Source organism: Synechococcus sp. CCY 9618, assembly GCF_019038415.1.
Lineage (GTDB): Bacteria > Cyanobacteriota > Cyanobacteriia > PCC-6307 > Cyanobiaceae > Cyanobium.
In genome coordinates, this window is record NZ_JAFKRG010000043.1 from 25,615 (window position 1) to 42,973 (window position 17,359).

Below are 17,359 nucleotides of genomic sequence, written 5' to 3' on the forward strand. Positions count from 1 at the left end.
GGAGCCCGCGGAAGGTGAGGCTGGCGAGGGAGCCCCACCTGGAACTGAAGGTTTTCTACCTCTGGGATCTGGGGGTCTCCGAGGCCCGTGACCCGGGTTTCCTCAAACCGCTGCAGTGGGACATCCCGCTGCTGGACGGCTACCGGCACGTCTTCATTCCGAACCGCTCGAGGAACCCGGGCAACCATCATTTTCTGGGCTACATCAACCCTTCCCTCAACCGGGCCGTCGCGGCATGGCAACCCGACGTGGTCCTGGTGATGAACTACGCCTTCCTCAGCTATCTGCTGCTGCTGATCGATCCCCGCTTCTGGTCCATCCCCTTCCTGTTCCGTGGCGACTCCCACGACCTGGCCCGCTCCGGCGGGATCAGGGCCTGGCTGGGTCAGGCCCTGCGGCGGCTGATTTTCCGGCGGTTCTCCGCCTTCCTGGTGGTGGGCCAGGCCAATCGCACCTACTACCGACGTTGTGGTGTGCCTGCCTCCCGGCTCATCGATGCCCCCCATGCGGTCGACAACGACCGGTTCCTGGCCGCCGCCGATGATGCCCGCCGCGAGGCGCTGGCGCTGCGGGAGCGGCTGGGCATTGCAGCCCATCACACCGTGGTGCTGTTCGTCGGCAAGTTCGTCGATGTCAAGCGGCCCTTCGACATCCTCGAGGCCTTCGGGCAACTGCCGGCGACCCTGCTGGACGGCGCGGGCTGAGCAACGTCCATGCTCTGCCTTTCCAGATCCAGCATCTGGGGACGCAGGGCTTTCACCCCTCCCACCTGGATTCCCACCATCACATCCACACGATCCGCTGGATGCTTCCGGTGGTTCTGGGCCTGCAGCGCCGACACGCCATCCGCAAGCTCCGCAACACCATGAACGTCTATGGGTTGGGCGGCGACGGCGGCAAGGGGAACGGGACTCCCTCCCTGAGACTGCGGACCGCCAAGAGCGCCTGGAGGCTGGCCAGCCGGTTGGGCGGCAGCCGCCTGCCACAGGTGTTCACCGGCCTGCATATCTTTCTGGCCGATCCCTCCCGAGCCGAATTTCTCTCGGCCGCCTCGATCGAACTGATGTGCCACCCCGGCCAGGGGGGGTTCGAGACGGAAACGACCCGGCTGCTCGATCCCTCCAGGCCCCTGCTGGATGGCCGTTACCGACTGCGCACCTACAACGACCTGCTCGCCTGAGTCAGGGCGGGGATCCCAGCGATCTGTGTGACAACGCCCATCCACGCGGTGCCCGGAAGGCCGGTATTTCTACACTCCGCCCAGATGAACAGCACCGTTCTGTGCCCTTTCCCTGGCTGAGCACCGCGATTCTGTTCCCGATCGGCGCGGCTCTGCTGATCCCCTTCGTGCCCGACAAGGGCGACGGCCGTCAGGTGCGCTGGTACGCCCTCGGCGTCGCCCTCACCACCTTCCTCGTCACGGTGGGGGCCTACCTCAACGGCTACGACCCGGCCGATCCCGGCCTGCAGCTGGCGGAGCGGGTCCAGTGGCTTCCCGACCTGGGCCTGGCCTGGTCGGTGGGGGCCGACGGCCTCTCCATGCCCCTGATCCTGCTCACCAGCTTCATCACCGCCCTGGCCTGCCTGGCGGCCTGGCCGGTGACCTTCAAGCCGAAGCTGTTCTATTTCCTGTTGCTGGCCATGGATGGCGGCCAGATCGCCGTGTTCGCGGTGCAGGACATGCTCCTGTTCTTCCTGGCCTGGGAGCTCGAGCTGCTGCCGGTGTACCTGCTGCTGGCCATCTGGGGCGGCAAGAAGCGCCAGTACGCCGCCACCAAGTTCATCCTCTACACCGCCGGCAGTTCCCTGTTCATCCTCCTGGCCGGGCTGGCTATGGGCTTCTTCGGCGGGGGCGCCCCCAGCTTCGAGTACACGGTGCTGGCCGCCAAGCAGTTCGGCACCGGCTTCCAGGTGCTCTGCTACGCGGGCCTGCTGATCGCCTTCGGCGTCAAGCTGCCGGTGGTGCCGCTGCACACCTGGCTGCCCGATGCCCACGGAGAGGCCACGGCACCGGTCCACATGCTGCTGGCGGGGATCCTGCTCAAGATGGGCGGTTATGCCCTGCTGCGTTTCAACGTGCAGCTGCTCCCCGAGGCCCACGTCCAGTTCGCCCCCCTGCTGGTGATCCTGGGGGTGGTCAACATCATCTACGCCGCCCTCACCTCCTTCGCCCAGCGCAACCTGAAGCGCAAGATCGCCTACAGCTCGATCAGCCACATGGGCTTCGTGCTCATCGGCGTGGGCAGCTTCAGCGCCCTGGGCACCAGCGGGGCCATGCTCCAGATGATCAGCCATGGCCTGATCGGAGCCAGCCTCTTCTTCCTGGTGGGTGCCACCTACGACCGCACCCACACCCTGCAGCTCGATGAGATGGGTGGGGTGGGACAGAAGATGCGCAAGATGTTCGCCCTCTGGACGGTCTGCTCCCTGGCCTCCCTCGCCCTGCCGGGCATGAGCGGTTTCGTGTCGGAGCTGATGGTGTTCGTGGGCTTCGCCACCAGCGAGGCCTACAGCCTGAGCTTCCGCATCGTGATCGCCGTGCTCGCGGCCATCGGCGTGATCCTCACGCCGATCTACCTGCTGTCGATGCTGCGGGAGATCTTCTTCGGCAAGGAGAACCCCCAGCTGGCCTCCTCCCACACCCATCTGGTGGATGCGGAACCCCGGGAGATCTACGTGATCTCCTGCCTGCTGGTGCCGATCATCGGCATCGGCCTCTACCCCCGTCTGGTCACCGACAGCTACCGGGCGGCGATCGAGGCCCTGGTCGACAGGGAGGCCACCGCCCTGGTCAAGGTGGGGCGGCCGCCCATGAAGGCGGTGATGGCCGGAGGAGCCTTCGCCAACCTGCCTCCCGCCCTGCTGCACGCCCCGGCCCTGGGCTGAAGCGCAAGCTCTTCCGACCGTCCGGGGGGCCGGTTACGAAACCCTGCGCAGCCCCCTGGCGCCTCCGCCTGCCTGCGGAGAGGATGCTTACGCTCCTGCATCGCACAGCAAGCGTCCCCATGCGGCAGATCAACTTCCTCCTGATCTTCAGCTTCGGCCTGGCGACGGTGATGTTCACCCTGGAGAACACCACCGCGACCACGGTGCACTTCCTCCCGGGGGTGAGCACCACCCTGCCCCTGGCGGCCCTGCTCCTGCTGGTGGGGGGCATCGGTGCCACGGCCGCCTGGATCTACGCCGTCTGGAGCGGGGTGGTGAAGAAGGTCGAAACCCTGCAGGACGGCGGCGAGGCGGAGGCCCAGCAGGTGCGCATCAGCGAACTGGAGAACGACCTGCGCCGCTACCGGGCCACGGTGGATGCCCAGCTGGGACTGCTCCCCGCCGCCGGCGAGAGCTCGGCCCGCACGGGCGATGAGGATGGTGACGAGAGCCTCTCCCTGGCGATGGACTGAGCCGGAGAGGGCGGGCTCCGGGCCCATTTCGTCGTGATGACGACTGGTCCCTCACGGCCTCAGCCGGTAGCTTGCCGGTGGAAGCCCTTCCCTGAGCAGGACAACGCGCGTGGCTGAAGCGGGCGCCAGGCTGGCCATCCGGTTGCTGCAGGACGCGGCCGAACGGGGTGACATCGACCCCTGGGACGTCGATGTGATCGCCGTCGTCGACGGCTTCCTCGACCAGCTGCGCCAGCGCATCGAGCTGCCCCGCCGCCTGGCCCTGCAGGGGGGCAGCTACGAGCGGGACCTGGCCGAATCCAGCGAGGCCTTCCTGGCGGCCTCCGTGCTGGTGGGCCTCAAGGCGGAGCTGCTGGAGTCGGCCACCTTTCCTCCCGAACCCCTGATGGAGGACCCCTTCGCCGGGGAAGAGGACGACTCCGACTGGAACAGTGCCGCCATGGTGCTGCCGCGGCGGCCGGAACGCCATCTGCGACGTCGGCCGGTGGCACCGCCGCCCCTGCAGCGCCCCGTCACCCTGGGGGAGCTGATCCGCCAGCTGGAGGACATCGCCGAGCGGCTTGAGCAGGAGGGCGGGGTCGCTCGGACCCGGCCCCGCCACCGCCGCTACAGCGAGCGGGCCGCCATCGCCCAGGTGACCGCCCTGGCCCACCGGGAAAAGCTGCCGGAAACCACCGCAGCCCTCAGCCGCTTCCTGCTGCACTGGGCACCGACAGCCGTGAACACGGCCTGGGTGACCTTCGATGGACTGGTGGCGGCCTGGGCAGAGGCGGTGGACAGCGGCGGCGCCGGGGCGACGGCTGCGGATGACCTCGACCGGGACCGGGTGGGGGTGTTCTGGGCCCTGCTGTTTCTCTCCTCCCAGGGCAAGGTGGAACTGGAGCAGGCCGGGGGGCTCTATGGGCCGCTGAGCCTGCGTCGGCTGCGGGAGGAAACCGCCGAACCAGTGGCGCTTCCGCAGCTCCCTGGCCAGGGGTCAGATAGGGGGCCGGCTCGTGAGGCGATGGCAGCCTGAGCGATCTCCCTAGGCTGTGCCGTGACCTCCGACCTGAAGCGACGCCGATGAAGGCGATGATCCTGGCGGCAGGCAAGGGAACCCGGGTGCGGCCCATCACGCACACCACCCCCAAGCCGATGATCCCGATCCTGCAGAAACCCGTGATGGAGTTCCTGCTGGAGCTGCTCCGGGAGCATGGCTTCGACGAGATCATGGTCAACGTCTCCCATCTGGCGGAGGAGATCGAGAACTACTTCCGCGATGGCCAGCGGTTCGGTGTCCAGATCGCCTACAGCTTCGAGGGCCGCATCGAGGACGGCGAGCTGATCGGGGATGCGCTGGGATCGGCGGGAGGCCTCAAGAAGATCCAGGACTTCCAGCCCTTCTTCGATGACACCTTCGTGGTGCTCTGCGGCGATGCCCTGATCGATCTCGACCTCACCGAAGCGGTACGGCGCCACCGGGAGAAGGGGGCGATGGCCAGCCTGATCACCAAGCGTGTCCCGCGCGACCAGGTGAGCGACTACGGCGTGGTGGTCACCGACGACGCCGGCAGGGTCCTGTCCTTCCAGGAAAAGCCCTCGGTGGAGGAGGCCGCCAGCGACATGATCAACACAGGCATCTATATCTTCGAGCCGGCCGTTCTCGACTTCATCCCCAGCCGGGAACCCTTCGACATCGCGGCCGATCTCTTCCCCAAGCTTGTGGCCTCCGGGGCGCCGTTCTATGCCCTGCCCATGGAATTCGAGTGGGTCGACATCGGCAAGGTGCCCGACTACTGGCAGGCGATCCGCAGTGTGCTCCAGGGCGATGTGCGCCAGGTCCAGATTCCCGGCAAGGAGGTGCGTCCGGGCATCTACGCCGGCCTGAATGTGGCTGCCGACTGGGACAAGATCCACGTGAAGGGCCCCATCTTCGTGGGCGGCATGACGAAGATCGAGAACGGGGTCACGATCATCGGCCCAGCCATGATCGGCCCGAGCTGCCACATCTGCGAGGGCGCCACGATCGACAACTCAATCATCTTCGATTACTCCCGCATCGGCGCCGGGGTGCAGCTGGTGGAGAAGCTGGTGTACGGCCGTTACTGCGTGGATCGCAACGGCGATCACTTCGATCTTCAGGAAGCCGCGCTCGACTGGCTGATCACCGACGCCCGCCGTCAGGACGTGGGCACTCCCTCACCGCAGCAGAAGGCCATGGCCGAGCTGCTCGGCACCGACCTCGCCGTCAGCCACGCCCCCTAGCCCCGCCAGCCGGAGGATCTGGGGGATGCGATGTTCGGCCTTGATCGCCATCAGGTGCACCCCCTGGGCGATCGATCGGTAGGCCGCCACCTGCTCGGCGGCGATCGCCACACCCTCGGCCGCCGGATCGGCGGCGCCGGCCAGGCGCTCGATCAGGGCCTCGGGGATGCAGGCCCCCGGCACCACCCGGTTGATGAACTGGGCATTACGGGCCGACTTGAGCAGAAACACCCCAGCCAGCACCGGCAGTCCCAGAGGAGCGGTGATCTCTTCCACGAAACGGCGCAGGCATCCCGCATCCATCACCATCTGGGTCTGGAGAAAGCGGGCTCCGGCCTCCCGTTTGCGCCGGACCCTGGAGCGGAGCCCGCTCCAGCTGGCCGACTGGGGATCGGCGGCCGCGCCGGGGAAGAGCGCGGTGCCCCCATCGGGGAGATCCCCCTGCACCGGGTCCTCGCCGCCATTGAGCCGCCCCACCAGCTGCAGCAGCCGCACCGCTTCGAGGTCATTCACCGCTCGAGCAGCCGGCTGATCGCCCGCCCGCACCGGATCCCCCGTCAGGCAGAGCAGATTGCGGATGCCGAGGGCGTGGGCGCCGAGCAGATCGGCCTGGAGGGCAATGCGGTTGCGATCGCGACAGGTCATCTGCAGGACCGGCTCGATGCCGGCCTCCAGCAGCAGGCGGCACACCGCCAGGCTGCTCATCCGCATCACGGCTCGGCTGCCATCGGTCACGTTGACCGCGTGCACCAGGCCCCTCAGACCGGCTGCGGCGGCGAGGGTGCGGGAGGCATCGGCGCCGCGGGGAGGGGTCACTTCCGCCGTGACGGCGAACCGGCCGTCCGCCAGGGCCTGTCGAAGCTGCAACGGCCACCTCCAAGACAGGGGCATCATGGAGCAGCAGCTGCCTAGAGTGAAGCTCCGCTGCCCTGGAGCCGATGGCTGAACGCAGGCAACCGGCGCCTTCCCTGTCCCTGGAGCGGCCCATGGTGCACCCACGCAGCGAGCTGTCGGAACGGGAAATCGAGATCATCGAGCTGGTGGCCACTGGCCTCACCAACCAGGAGATCGCCGGCCAGCTCACCATCAGCAAGCGCACGGTCGACAACCATGTCAGCAACATCTTCACCAAGACCGGTGCCAAGAACCGGGTGGCCCTGCTGAACTGGGCCATGGACAACGGCAAGATCTGCCGTGACGGCTTCAACTGCTGTGCCCTGCCCGGCGACGGCCAGGTTCCGCTGCCCGGCTGATCCCTCTCAGCTGACCTCCGCCAGCAGGGCCTGCCGTGCCTCCTCAGGCCAGTCGCTCAGGGGCCGCCGGGCCAGGGCGGCATTGCTGAGGTCACGGCGGCCGGTGATGTCCTGGACACACCAGACGGGCGGGTGAACAGGGCAGTCGACCCTGTCCAGCTCCACCTCCGCCACCACCAGCGGGGCGTTGACACCTCCGAACACGTCCAGCACCCAGTCGCCTCCAGCCAGATCCAGGTCGTAGCGGGTCTTGATCAGCCGATGGTCGCCGAGGGCCAGCAGGTCTTCCCCGTCAGCGGTTGGGATCGGATACTCAAACTCCAGCCGCGCCAGGGGCTGGCCTGCCGGAGCTGCCGCTGCAGCAGCCTGCTGCCGGGGCACCGGTGCCTTGAGGGTGAGGGTAGCCGTTTCGGCTCCCTGGAGAGGGCGGGCCAGTCGCACCCGCAGGGTGAGCCCCTGCGCTTCCGTCACCAGGTAGCCCTGGCGGATCGTGGTCTGCCGAAGCACATGGCCGCGCCACTGGACACCACGGACCAGGAAGCGACGCTCGATTTCCAGGGCCATGGCGAAGGCGGCGGCAGGGAGGCTGATGGGGCGGTCCGCTGGGGGCGCTCAATTGCGGGACGGCTCGCCAGCGGTGAGACTGCCGGCCCAGTGGAGCTTGTGGGTGAGGGTGCGGTAATAGGAGGGACTCTGCTCCAGCTGCAGCATCAGGGAGGGATGGCGTCCCCGCTCCAGGACGCAGCGATCGCCGGGTTCCAGCACGGTGGCATGGGCGCCGTCCTTCCAGAGCCTCACCCTTCGGCTGGCCTCCCCCAGGGGCCAGACCGACAGCCTGGAGCGGGGCGGCACCACCACGGCCCGGCTGGAGAGGCTCATGGGGCAGATCGGTGTGACCACGATCGCCTCGATGCCGGGGTGGAGAATGGGTCCCCCGGCGGCCATGGCGTAGCCGGTGGAGCCGGTGGGCGTGGCGATGATCAGCCCATCGCCCCGGTACTGATCCACCACCTCCCCGTCGATCTCCAGTTCCAGCACGCAGGTGGGCGAGAGTTCATCGAGGCAGGGACGGAAGTAGAAGTCGTTCAGGGCCGCGTGGGGCCCATCACCGACGTCGTCCTGCTCCCCACCTGAGGGGACGTCCCCCTCCTGGGGCACCCCGTCCCCCCGGTCGATCCGCGCTTCCAGCATCATCCGCTGCTGGATGGCGAAACGGTCGTCCCGCAGCCGCTGCCACAGATTGTCGTCCGGCGCCTGGCTGCCGTCGTCGCCGTTGGCCTCACCCCGGAGCCGCAGCAGACGTCGTTCATGGGTGAGGAAGCCCAGGTGACCGCCGACGTTAAAGCTCAGCACCGGCACACCGAAACGGGCCAGATGGCGGGCAGCGCCCAGCACGGTGCCATCCCCACCCAGCACCACGGCCAGATCGGGCAGCTCGGGCTCGGTGGCCAGCAGGCCAGGGAAGGGATTGACGGCCAGCCCGCTGACCGCGGTGGTGACGATCACCCCCTGGGAGCGCAGATCCTGGGCGCAACGGCGTGCCTGACGCTGGGCGGCCTGACTGCCATTGCGCACAATCAGCCAGACCCTCTCAAGCCGCATCGGCCGGCTCGCGGAAACCTGTCACGTCTACCAGCGCAACAGGTTGAAGCGCTCCATGTCCACCGTTTCACGGTTGCGGTAGAGCGACAGCAGAATCGCCAGGCCCACCGCCGCCTCCGCCGCCGCCACGGTGATCACGAAGATGGCGAACACCTGGCCGCGGATCAGCTGGCCATCGAGGTAGTCGGAGAAGGCCATCAGGTTGATGTTGACGGCATTCAGCATCAGTTCGATGCTCATCAGCACCCGCACGGCATTGCGGCTGTTGATCAGGCCCCAGACGCCCGTGCAGAACAGCAGGGCCGCCACGGCCAGGAAGGCCTCAAGGGGAATCGGAGACGCGGCGTCGGAGATCATGGCTTGGAGAGCAGGGTGGGCTCGGGAGTTGCTTTCTCAATCAGCAGGGGGGTGCGATCCTTCTCGATCAGTCCCTGGTCGGCCGGTTCACCGGTGATCACATCGGTGCTGAAGACATCGCGTCGGGCGAGCACGATGGCGCCGATCATGGCCATCAGCAGCAGCACCGAGGCCAGCTCGAAGGGCAGCAGATAGTCGGTGAAGAGATGCTCGCCGATGCGGATGGTGGCTTCCTCGCCCACCGGGACCGGACCGGGCAGGGCCCAGGGGGTGGTGAAGGCCACCCGCAGCAGCAGGGCGAACAGCCCGCCGCACACCGCACCGGAGAGCAACCGGCGCACCAGCAGACCGGGGATGGCCGCGAGGGTTTCCTTCTTGTTCACCAGCATGATCGCGAACAGGATCAGGACGTTGACGGCGCCGACGTAGACGAGGATCTGGGCCGCCGCCACGAAGCTGGCGTTGAGCAGCAGGTAGAGACCGGACACCGACAGGAAGACGCCGCCGAGCAGAAAGGCCGAATAGACGATGTTGGGGAGCAGCACGACGCCCAGGGATCCGGCCACCACGGCGGCGGACAGCACCAGGAAGCAGATCTGCTGGGTGGTGGAGGCGATCGTCATCAGGAAGCTCCGGTGCTGTCGGAAGGGGCGGCTCCAGCCGGGGTGGCCTTGGGCAGGGTCTCCAGCACCTGGGCGGGGAGCTGGCCGGCCCGGGGCGCATCGGCGGGCACCCCATGGGGGTCCATGGCGCCCTTGGGAAGGTAGGCCAGTTCGCGCAGGGCGAACACCGCCGGATCGGAGGTGACGCTGGTGGGCAGGCGGCCGAGGGCGACGTTGTCGTAGTTGAGGCTGTGGCGATCAAAGGCCGCCAGTTCGTATTCCTCGGTCATGGAGAGGCAGTTGGTGGGGCAGTACTCCACACAGTTGCCGCAGAAGATGCACACCCCGAAATCGATCGAGTAGTTGCGCAGTTCCTTCTTCTTGGTGGCCTTGTTCATCACCCAGTCGACCACCGGCAGATTGATGGGGCATACCCGCACACACACCTCACAGGAGATGCACTTGTCGAGTTCGTAGTGGATCCGGCCCCGGTAACGCTCCGAGGGGATCAGCTTCTCGTAGGGATACTGCACCGTGATCGGCCGCCGGCGCAGGTGGTCGAAGGTCACCGCCAGACCCTGGGTCATGGTCTGGGCCGCGCTCACCGCGTCCCGGGTGTAGTCACCGACTTGCTTGAGAAACCCGAACATGGCTGGAAGCGAGGGGGGTTACGGGGTGGGCACCATGATGGCCCCGAAGGAGCCAGGTTGTTGGTATCCGTGGACCGGGTTCAGCCGCCGAAGGCGGCCGGGAAGGCCAGCTTGAGCCCTGCGGTGACCAGCAGGTTGACCAGGGCGATGGGCAGCAGGAACTTCCAGCCCAGGTCGAGCAGCTGGTCGATCCGCACCCGGGGGGTGGTCCAGCGCAGCAGGATCGCGAAGAAGACCAGCAGGTAGGCCTTGAGGATCGTGCTGACGATGCCGATCGAGCCGGTGATGACCTGCACCAGGGGGGCATCGGGAGAGACCCCCAGCCAGCCGGTGATCCATTCCACCGGGATCGGGAAGCTCCAGCCGCCCAGGTAGAGCACCGACACCAGCAGGGCGGAGAGCACCAGGTTGATGTAGCTGCCCAGATAGAAGAGGGCGAACTTCATGCCGGCGTACTCGGTCTGGTAGCCGGCCACCAGCTCCTCCTCCGCCTCCGGCAGGTCGAAGGGCAGCCGCTCGCACTCGGCCAGGGCGCAGATCCAGAAGATCACGAAGCCCACCGGCTGGCGCCAGATGTTCCAGCTGAAGATGCCGGCGCCGGTCTGCTGGGCGACGATGTCGACGGTGCTGAGGGAGTTGCTCATCATCACCACCGCCAGCACCGCCAGGGCCAGGGGAATCTCGTAGCTGATCGACTGGGCCGCAGCCCGCAGGCCTCCCAGGAGGGAGTACTTGTTGTTGCTCGAGTAGCCGCTCATCAGCAGGCCGATGGGCTGAATGCTGCTCAGGGCGATCCAGAGGAAGATGCCCACGCCCACGTTGCTGATCAGCAGGTTCTGACCGAAGGGCACCACCAGCCAGGACAGGATCACCGGCACCACCACCAGCACCGGCCCGAGGCTGAACAGGAGGGTGTCGGCCCGGGCCGGAATGATGTCCTCCTTGAACACCAGCTTGAGGCCGTCGGCGAGGGGCTGGAGGACGCCCAGGGCGCCGGCGTACTCCGGGCCGATCCGCTGCTGCACCGCGGCGGAGATCTTGCGCTCCAGCCACACGCTCACGAGAACGCCGACCACGGCGCCCACCAGCACCAGCAGCATCGGCAGGGGCAGCCAGAGCAGACGGGCCGCCCCGGCCGTCAGCCCCGCGTTCTGGGCCAGATCGATGAAGCTCGACTGGAGGTCGAGCCCGGGGGCGACGACGGCGGCACCCAGCAAGCCAGTGGACAGCATCAGAGAACTCCGGTGGAGGGGAACCTAGGGGGTCAGGGGGCGGCCGGACAGAAATCAGCCCGGGACGGGACGGCTCTCGAGGGGAAGCCAGCCCCGCTCGCTGCAGCCCGTGTAGATCTGCGAGGGACGGTAGATGCGGTTGGCACCCAGTTGTTCCTTCCAGTGGGCAAGCCATCCTGCCGTACGGGCGATGGCGAAGATGGGGGTGAACAGGTCGCGCGGAATACCGAGTTTTCGGTACACCAGTCCGGAGTAGAAGTCGACGTTCGGGAAGATGCCCTTCGGCCCCAGCTTGCGGGCCGCCACCTCCTCGAGCCTGAGGGCCACGTCGTACATGGCGTCGTGACCGAAGCGCTGGAATAGCTCCTCCGCCAAGCCCTGCAGGATCACGGCTCGGGGATCCTTGACCCGATATTCACGATGACCGAAGCCCATGATCTTCTGCTTCTCGGCGATGGCCCGGTCGAGCCAGGGCTCCACCTGGTCGATGCTGCCGATCTGGTCAAGCATGTCGAGCACGTCCTCGTTGGCGCCGCCGTGCAGCGGCCCGGCCAGGGTGCCCACCGCCGAGGCCACCACGGCGTAGGGGTCGGTGAGGGTGCTGGCCGTGACCCGGGCACTGAAGGTGCTGGCGTTGAGGCTGTGCTCCGCGTGCAGGATCAGGCAGGCATCGAAGATCCGGGCCGCCAGGGGATCGGGCTCCCGCTCGGTGAGCATGTAGAGGAAGTTGGCCGAGTAGGCCAGGTCGTCGCGGGGCTGGATCGGATCCTGGCCTTTGCGGATCAGTTGGAACGCCGCCACCATCGTGGGGATCTTGGCGATCAGACGCACCACCGCGTCGACGATGTACTGGGGGTCGTAGAGGGCCCGGCGGGAATAGAAGAGCCCCAGGGAGGCGGCGCTGGCCTGCAGGGCATCCATGGGGTGTCCCGTGGCCGGGAAGCACTTCATCATGTCGCGGATGCGGAAACTCACCCGCCGGTGCATCTGCACCTCCTGCTCGAATTCCCGCAGTTGGAAAATGGTGGGGAGTTCCCCCCAGATCAGCAGATAGGCGGTTTCGAGGAAGCTGCTGTGACTGGCCAGCTGCTCGAGGGGATAGCCCCGGTAGGTGAGCAGCCCCTTCAGGCCGTCGATGTCGCAGATGGCCGACTGGGTGGCGGGCACCCCCTCCAGACCCGGCCGGAAGGGGGGCGTCGTCGGCTCCGGCGGGAGAGGGGTGCCCTGAGGGTGATTCGCCTCTGGGTTGCACTCCGCCGCCATGCCGTTTCCTGTGGGTGGCATGAACTTAGGCGCAGGAAACCGGGATTGACGTAGCGCCCGCTGCCGGCTCAGGGGCAGGGCAGCCAGAGTTTCGGGCGCACCAGCCACTCCAGACGGGCACTCCCGGCCAGGGGGGTGCCGGTCTCGGCGGGAGGAAGCCGCAGCAGGGCCATGCCCGCCTTGCGCAGGCTGATGGCTCCGGGCTCGGCCCCCAGCAGCCGGGCGGCCAGCAGACCCAGATCGGGCTCGTGGCCCACCAGAAGCAGCCGTCGCGGGAAAGGCGATGGGGGTTCCGAGGCCGCAGGGGCGGAACCAGCGTCCCCCCCCGCAACCAGCCAGACCGGCAGCAGCGGCAGGGGATCGCCTCCTGGCTCCAGGGCCTGGGCCAGCTCAAGGGCATCGGCCATTCCGGCCGCCAGGGCGATCTCCCCGGTCTGCCGGGCCCGGGCAAGGGGGCTGGAGAGGAGCCGGTCGGCCTTCAGACCCAGCTGGGCGGCCCGGTCCAGCACCGCCCGGGTGCGGATCCGGCCGGTGGAGGTGAGCTCCCGGCCCGGGTCGAGGAGGCCGGGACGACGCTCCTCGGCGATGCCGTGGCGCAGCAGCAGCAGTTCCCTTGCCTGTGCGGCCATCCTCAGGGGGCTCCGAAGTCGAGGCGACCCTGCACCACCAGGCCGTCGGGCTCTCCCTTCAGGGCCAGGGCCAACCCCTCGACCGGATCGGAGAGGGAGCCGCCGGCCAGGGCGGTGAGGCGCTGCCACGGCTGCCAGGCGGCCAACAGGGACCGGGCTCGGGGACCCTCCAGGGCCCATTGCAGGGTCGCGTCAGGACCGGCAAGCGCCTCCAGCTGCTCCTGCGGGCGGCGGCCGCCCTTCCTGAGAGGCCCGTCGAAGCGCTCCAGCTGACCCAGGGATTCGCCCCACCAGGCCTGGTCGTCCCGCTGCCAGCGCCAGCCTGCCAGCGGAGCCTGCAGCTGCTCGGGCTTGCCGTCCCGGCGTCCGGAGCCGGCCTGCAGCCGGGTCCAGACCCGCAGCGGATGGCCGTCGACCTCCAGTGGGGCGGCGATCAGTCCCTGGTCCGCCAGGGCGGCCTCCACCACCGCGGCATCAGGCCGATCGGCCGCCGTGCCGAGCAGCCACTGCTCACCAGTGGAGGCGGCCAGCAGCGGCCCGGCCGCGGAGGCCCTCACCAGGGCCGGCAGCGGACCCGCCGAGCCATCGCCCCCCACCATCCTCGAAAGCAGGGGCTGCAGCAGGGGAATCGTGGCCACCGCGGCCGGATCCTGCACCAGGGCGAGGCTGGCGGCAGGACCGCGCAGCCCCTCCAGCAGCTCCCGGCCCAGCCCCGCGTCCGCGCCCACCACGGGCAGCACCGTTTCCGGCGGCAGCCCCAGCAGGCCGTTCAGCCGCAGGCCCCGCCCCTCGGGCCTCAGGGCCACAAGCAGATCCCCGGGCCGCTGGTCGGCCCCCACCGGCAGGGGCAGGCCCAGCCAGCGCTCGAGGGCCGCAGGTCCGGCCTGGAGCAGGGCGGCACCGGAGCCCAGGCGGCGCAGTCCGTCCTGGAAGGAGGGCTGGCCGGCCTGGTTGAGCTCGGCGATCTGGGACACGTCGAGGGCCTGCTCCAGAACCCCACGGCCCGAGGCGATCAGTACCAGGTCGTCATCCACCAGGGCCGTGGCCAGGGGCATGGGTGAGCGTCCGAGCAGGGCCCCCTGGCCGCTGATCAGACCCATGCCCCGGTAGGTGCTGATCTGCAGATCCGTGCCAGCCAGGCTGCGGGTCTGCCAGAAACGCTGCAGGAAGCGACGGGCACCGTCGTCGTCGCGGCTGCCCAGGGCCAGCAGCCAGCCTCCCCGGGAGGGCGCTGCTGCCGCAGCGGAGCCGGCCGGGCCACCGGGGGAGGGGGGTGGCTCGAACAGGGCAAGGCCGACCGGTGCCGCCAGCCAAGAGCGCAGTTCGCCGTCGTAGTCGAGCCCCGCGGCGGCGAAGGCCCCGTCGCGCAGGCGGGCCACCGCCTCCGCCGCCTGGCGCCGCTGACGGGGCGGGGCAACGGCCCTGGCGTAGTCCACCGGCTGGTCGCCGTCGCTGAACAGGTACAGGCTGAGGGGCGCCTCGCGGGGCACGAACCGGGCGGCCCGGGGAATCCCCAGGGGCAGGCGCTGAAGCCGCAGGGCACTGCGCTGCCACACCAGCCACCAGCCACCGAGCCCCAGTCCGAACACCACCAGCACCAGGGCCAGCAGCACCGCCAGGAAAGGGCGGGCCTTCATGCTTTCTCAGCAGGATGGCTCCATCCTGACGCCACCCCCCCCTCCCACGCCCGCCATGGACGAGCCGACCCGCCCGGGGACCCCCCGGAGCCTTCCCGCAGCGGAGCTGCAGCGCCGGCTCGAGGCGGGGGAACCGCTACAGATCGTGGACGTGCGCGAGGACGCCGAACTGGCCCTGGCCCGCCTGCCCCACGCGGTGCTGCATCTGCCCCTGAGCCGCCACGGGGAATGGATGCCCCAACTGGCGAACCGGCTGGGGCGGAGCCAGCCGGTGGTGGTGCTCTGCCATGGCGGCATCCGCAGCTGGGACTTCGGCTGCTGGCTGATCCAGGAGCAGGGCTACGACGACGTCTGGAATCTGCAGGGCGGGATCGATGCCTGGAGCCGGGAGGTGGACCCCGGGGTGCCCCGTTACTGACCCCCCGTCACTGATCCCCCGTTACCAAGCCACTGAGAAGAGCGGGGAAAGGGCATCGCCTGCCTAGGATCGATCTTCCGGTTTTCTTTCACTCCCCCTACCCAGCTTTTGGATACATTGCCGCGCCGACAAGAGGAGGTGCTGCGGGCCACGGTGCGGCATTACGTGGACACCGTCGAACCCGTGGGCAGCCACACCCTGGTGCGGCGTTTCGGGCTGCCGGCCAGTCCCGCCACCGTGCGGACGGCCATGGGGGCGCTGGAGCAGCGCGGTCTGCTGACCCAGCCGCACACCTCCGCCGGCCGGATCCCCAGCCAGCGGGGCTATCGGCTCTACGTGGATCAGCTGCTGCCGGCTCCGGGGGCCGCCGCCCTTCAGCTGGAGCGGGAACTGGCCGGGCTGAGCCTGCAGTGGGCAGCCCTCGATGACCTGCTGCTGCACCTGGCCCGCCGTCTGGCCGATCTGACTGGCCTGCTGAGCCTGATCACCCGTCCCCAGCGGCCCAGCCCCCTGCTGCAGGCGGTGCGGCTGGTGCCCAGTGGCGACCGGCTGCTGGTGTTCCTCGTCCAGGGTCCCGACTTCAGCACCAGCCTCAACCTGCGCCTGGGCGCCGGTCTGGAGGAGGAGCTGCCGATCCTGGAGCGCTGGAGCAACCAGCAGCTGCGGGAATGCGGCCATGGCCGCATTCCCTGGGAACGGCTGCCGGCGGAACTGCGGCGCAGCGGCGGCCTGCTGCGCCAGGCCCTGGAAAGCCACGGCAGGATCCGCAGCGAGGAGCTCGATGCGGTGGTGGCGGCGGGCCTGGGCGGTCTGCTGAGCCAACCGGAATTCAGCCACACCTCCAGCCTGCTGCCCCTGGTGCAGCTCGTGGAGCATGGTCCCCGCGCCGTGCTGGGCCCCGCCGGCGGCGGCGACACCGCATCGACTGACACCATCTGGATCGGAAGCGAGCATCCCCATGCGGCCCTCGGCCGCTGCTCCGTGGTCCAGGCCACCTACCGCTCGGGCCACGGCGGCCGCGGCCAGGTGGCCCTGGTGGGGCCCATGCGCATGGCCTACGCCACGGCCCGCGCGGCAGTGCAGTCGGTGGCCACGATCCTGGAGAGGCTGCTGAGCTGATGACCTATTGCCTCGGCTTCCTGCTCGACAGCGGCCTGGTGCTCGCCTCCGACTCCCGCACCAACGCTGGGGTGGACTACATCTCCTGCTACAGCAAGATGCATGTGCTGGAGCCGGCTCCCGATCGGCTGTTCGTGCTGATGGCTGCCGGCAACCTGGGCACCACCCAGGCGGTGCTGAACCGCATCCGCCGCGACATCGAGAACCACGGGGCCGGCCCCAGCCCCCAGTGGGCCCGCAAGGATGATCCTCCGGCAGGGCCGGATCTGCTCACGGCCCGCTACCTGTTCGAGGTGGCCGACTACATCGGCCGGCTCAACGTGATGGTGCAGAAGGAATTCAACCCCAACCTGCGCCAGGCGGGGGCCAGCGGCGAAGCCAGCTTCATCCTCGGCGGCCAGATCGCCGGCCAGCCCCACGGCCTCTACATGATCTATCCCCAGGGCAACGCGATCATGGCCACCGCCGACACACCCTTCCTGCAGATCGGTGAGACCAAATACGGCAAACCACCGCTGGATTACATCGGCCATGTGGGTCTGTCCCTGGAGGATGCCGCCCGCCTCTGCCTGGTGTCGGAGATCGTCACCCGCCGTTCCAACCTGACCGTGGGGCCACCTTTTGAAATCGCCCTTGTGCGCAGGGACTCGCTGAAGGTGGGCCGCCATCTGAAGCTGGACAAGGACGCTGCCGAGATCACACGCACCATGGAGGTGTGGACACGACACATGAAGGAGGGGGTCAACAAGCTGCCCCGCTTCCCGTGGGAACAGGATCCTCTCTGACAGGGCCTGCCGCCCCAGGCCGGGGCAGATGTAGGAGCCGCTGGTGCTGGATCCTGCTGAGCAGAACGCGCCATACGCAGTAGCTTTCGAAATCAAGTTGCCATCCACTGACCCACCCGTCAGGCCTGCAGGTCTGGGGAAAGGGCTGATGAATGGCCTGCATCCCTTCC

Annotated in this window: 20 protein-coding genes; 10 read left to right on the forward strand and 10 right to left on the reverse strand. The window is 68.5% G+C overall.

Features of this window, described 5'->3' with window-relative positions; genetic code table 11:
- Positions 1 to 14: 14 nt before the first annotated feature.
- From KUG41_RS10435 to KUG41_RS10460, 6 genes are all read left to right on the forward strand, one after another.
- Positions 15 to 704 carry a glycosyltransferase gene (locus KUG41_RS10435; protein ID WP_216903901.1) on the forward strand — a complete coding sequence of 230 codons (690 nt, stop codon included), beginning with the start codon at positions 15 to 17 and terminating at the stop codon, positions 702 to 704.
- A 26-nt stretch (positions 705 to 730) separates the two neighbouring features.
- Complete coding sequence (locus KUG41_RS10440) at positions 731 to 1,180, forward strand: ChbG/HpnK family deacetylase (RefSeq protein ID WP_371734118.1); 450 nt, start codon at positions 731 to 733, stop codon at positions 1,178 to 1,180.
- 101 nt (positions 1,181 to 1,281) lie between these two features.
- Entirely contained in the window at positions 1,282 to 2,886 is a 1,605-nt protein-coding gene (locus KUG41_RS10445) for an NAD(P)H-quinone oxidoreductase subunit 4 (protein WP_216903903.1), read from the forward strand.
- A gap of 119 nt (positions 2,887 to 3,005) precedes the next feature.
- Positions 3,006 to 3,398, forward strand: coding sequence for a lipopolysaccharide assembly protein LapA domain-containing protein (locus KUG41_RS10450; RefSeq protein ID WP_216903905.1), 393 nt, complete (start codon positions 3,006 to 3,008; stop codon positions 3,396 to 3,398).
- Positions 3,399 to 3,507: 109 nt separating this feature from the next.
- Positions 3,508 to 4,413, forward strand: coding sequence for a segregation/condensation protein A (locus tag KUG41_RS10455; RefSeq protein WP_216903913.1), 906 nt, complete (start codon positions 3,508 to 3,510; stop codon positions 4,411 to 4,413).
- A 47-nt stretch (positions 4,414 to 4,460) separates the two neighbouring features.
- Complete coding sequence (locus KUG41_RS10460; protein ID WP_216903915.1) at positions 4,461 to 5,642, forward strand: NDP-sugar synthase; 1,182 nt, start codon at positions 4,461 to 4,463, stop codon at positions 5,640 to 5,642.
- Here KUG41_RS10460 and KUG41_RS10465 read toward each other — a convergent pair.
- Positions 5,577 to 6,533, reverse strand: a complete 957-nt coding sequence (locus KUG41_RS10465; protein ID WP_371734113.1) for a methylenetetrahydrofolate reductase — start codon at positions 6,531 to 6,533, stop codon at positions 5,577 to 5,579. The two genes, KUG41_RS10460 and KUG41_RS10465, sit on opposite strands and share 66 nt — an antisense overlap.
- A gap of 95 nt (positions 6,534 to 6,628) precedes the next feature.
- Here KUG41_RS10465 and KUG41_RS10470 point away from each other — a divergent pair, with 95 nt between their 5' ends.
- Positions 6,629 to 6,895, forward strand: a complete 267-nt coding sequence (locus KUG41_RS10470) for a helix-turn-helix transcriptional regulator (protein ID WP_216904031.1) — start codon at positions 6,629 to 6,631, stop codon at positions 6,893 to 6,895.
- Between the two features lie 6 nt (positions 6,896 to 6,901).
- Here KUG41_RS10470 and KUG41_RS10475 read toward each other — a convergent pair whose 3' ends face one another.
- From KUG41_RS10475 to KUG41_RS10515, 9 genes are all read right to left on the reverse strand, one after another.
- Positions 6,902 to 7,459 carry a CYTH domain-containing protein gene (locus KUG41_RS10475; protein WP_216903918.1) on the reverse strand — a complete coding sequence of 186 codons (558 nt, stop codon included), beginning with the start codon at positions 7,457 to 7,459 and terminating at the stop codon, positions 6,902 to 6,904.
- A 48-nt stretch (positions 7,460 to 7,507) separates the two neighbouring features.
- The gene (locus KUG41_RS10480) at positions 7,508 to 8,497 is read right to left on the reverse strand and encodes an NAD(+) kinase (protein ID WP_216903920.1); all 990 of its coding nucleotides are present in this window, start codon (positions 8,495 to 8,497) and stop codon (positions 7,508 to 7,510) included.
- Between the two features lie 27 nt (positions 8,498 to 8,524).
- Positions 8,525 to 8,854: an NADH-quinone oxidoreductase subunit NuoK gene (gene nuoK, locus KUG41_RS10485; protein ID WP_216903922.1), complete on the reverse strand. Its 330-nt coding sequence runs from the start codon at positions 8,852 to 8,854 to the stop codon at positions 8,525 to 8,527.
- Positions 8,851 to 9,477, reverse strand: a complete 627-nt coding sequence (locus KUG41_RS10490; protein WP_216903924.1) for an NADH-quinone oxidoreductase subunit J — start codon at positions 9,475 to 9,477, stop codon at positions 8,851 to 8,853. Before KUG41_RS10490 ends, nuoK begins: the two co-directional genes overlap by 4 nt.
- Complete coding sequence (ndhI, locus tag KUG41_RS10495) at positions 9,477 to 10,106, reverse strand: NAD(P)H-quinone oxidoreductase subunit I (RefSeq protein WP_216903926.1); 630 nt, start codon at positions 10,104 to 10,106, stop codon at positions 9,477 to 9,479. The genes KUG41_RS10490 and ndhI overlap by 1 nt, the downstream gene beginning before the upstream one ends.
- Positions 10,107 to 10,186: 80 nt before the next feature.
- Positions 10,187 to 11,338 (reverse strand): NADH-quinone oxidoreductase subunit NuoH, encoded by a 1,152-nt coding sequence (nuoH, locus tag KUG41_RS10500; protein ID WP_216903928.1) that lies wholly within the window; start codon positions 11,336 to 11,338, stop codon positions 10,187 to 10,189.
- 54 nt (positions 11,339 to 11,392) lie between these two features.
- Positions 11,393 to 12,601, reverse strand: a complete 1,209-nt coding sequence (locus KUG41_RS10505) for a citrate synthase (RefSeq protein WP_216904033.1) — start codon at positions 12,599 to 12,601, stop codon at positions 11,393 to 11,395.
- Between the two features lie 68 nt (positions 12,602 to 12,669).
- On the reverse strand, positions 12,670 to 13,230 hold the full coding sequence (locus tag KUG41_RS10510; RefSeq protein WP_216903936.1) for a histidine phosphatase family protein: 561 nt from the start codon (positions 13,228 to 13,230) through the stop codon (positions 12,670 to 12,672).
- Positions 13,231 to 13,232: 2 nt separating this feature from the next.
- A complete protein-coding gene (locus KUG41_RS10515) occupies positions 13,233 to 14,867 on the reverse strand; it encodes a DUF3352 domain-containing protein (protein ID WP_216903938.1) in 1,635 nt (544 codons plus the stop codon).
- Positions 14,868 to 14,922: 55 nt separating this feature from the next.
- On the opposite strand from KUG41_RS10515, the gene KUG41_RS10520 reads away from it, so the two are divergent.
- The 3 genes from KUG41_RS10520 (at position 14,923) to KUG41_RS10530 (ending at position 17,189) form a co-directional block, all read left to right on the forward strand.
- Positions 14,923 to 15,285, forward strand: coding sequence for a rhodanese-like domain-containing protein (locus KUG41_RS10520; RefSeq protein WP_216903940.1), 363 nt, complete (start codon positions 14,923 to 14,925; stop codon positions 15,283 to 15,285).
- Positions 15,286 to 15,393: 108 nt separating this feature from the next.
- On the forward strand, positions 15,394 to 16,404 hold the full coding sequence (locus KUG41_RS10525; RefSeq protein ID WP_216903942.1) for a heat-inducible transcriptional repressor HrcA: 1,011 nt from the start codon (positions 15,394 to 15,396) through the stop codon (positions 16,402 to 16,404).
- Positions 16,404 to 17,189, forward strand: a complete 786-nt coding sequence (locus KUG41_RS10530) for a 20S proteasome subunit A/B (RefSeq protein ID WP_216903944.1) — start codon at positions 16,404 to 16,406, stop codon at positions 17,187 to 17,189. Before KUG41_RS10525 ends, KUG41_RS10530 begins: the two co-directional genes overlap by 1 nt.
- The last annotated feature ends 170 nt before the right edge of the window (positions 17,190 to 17,359 follow it).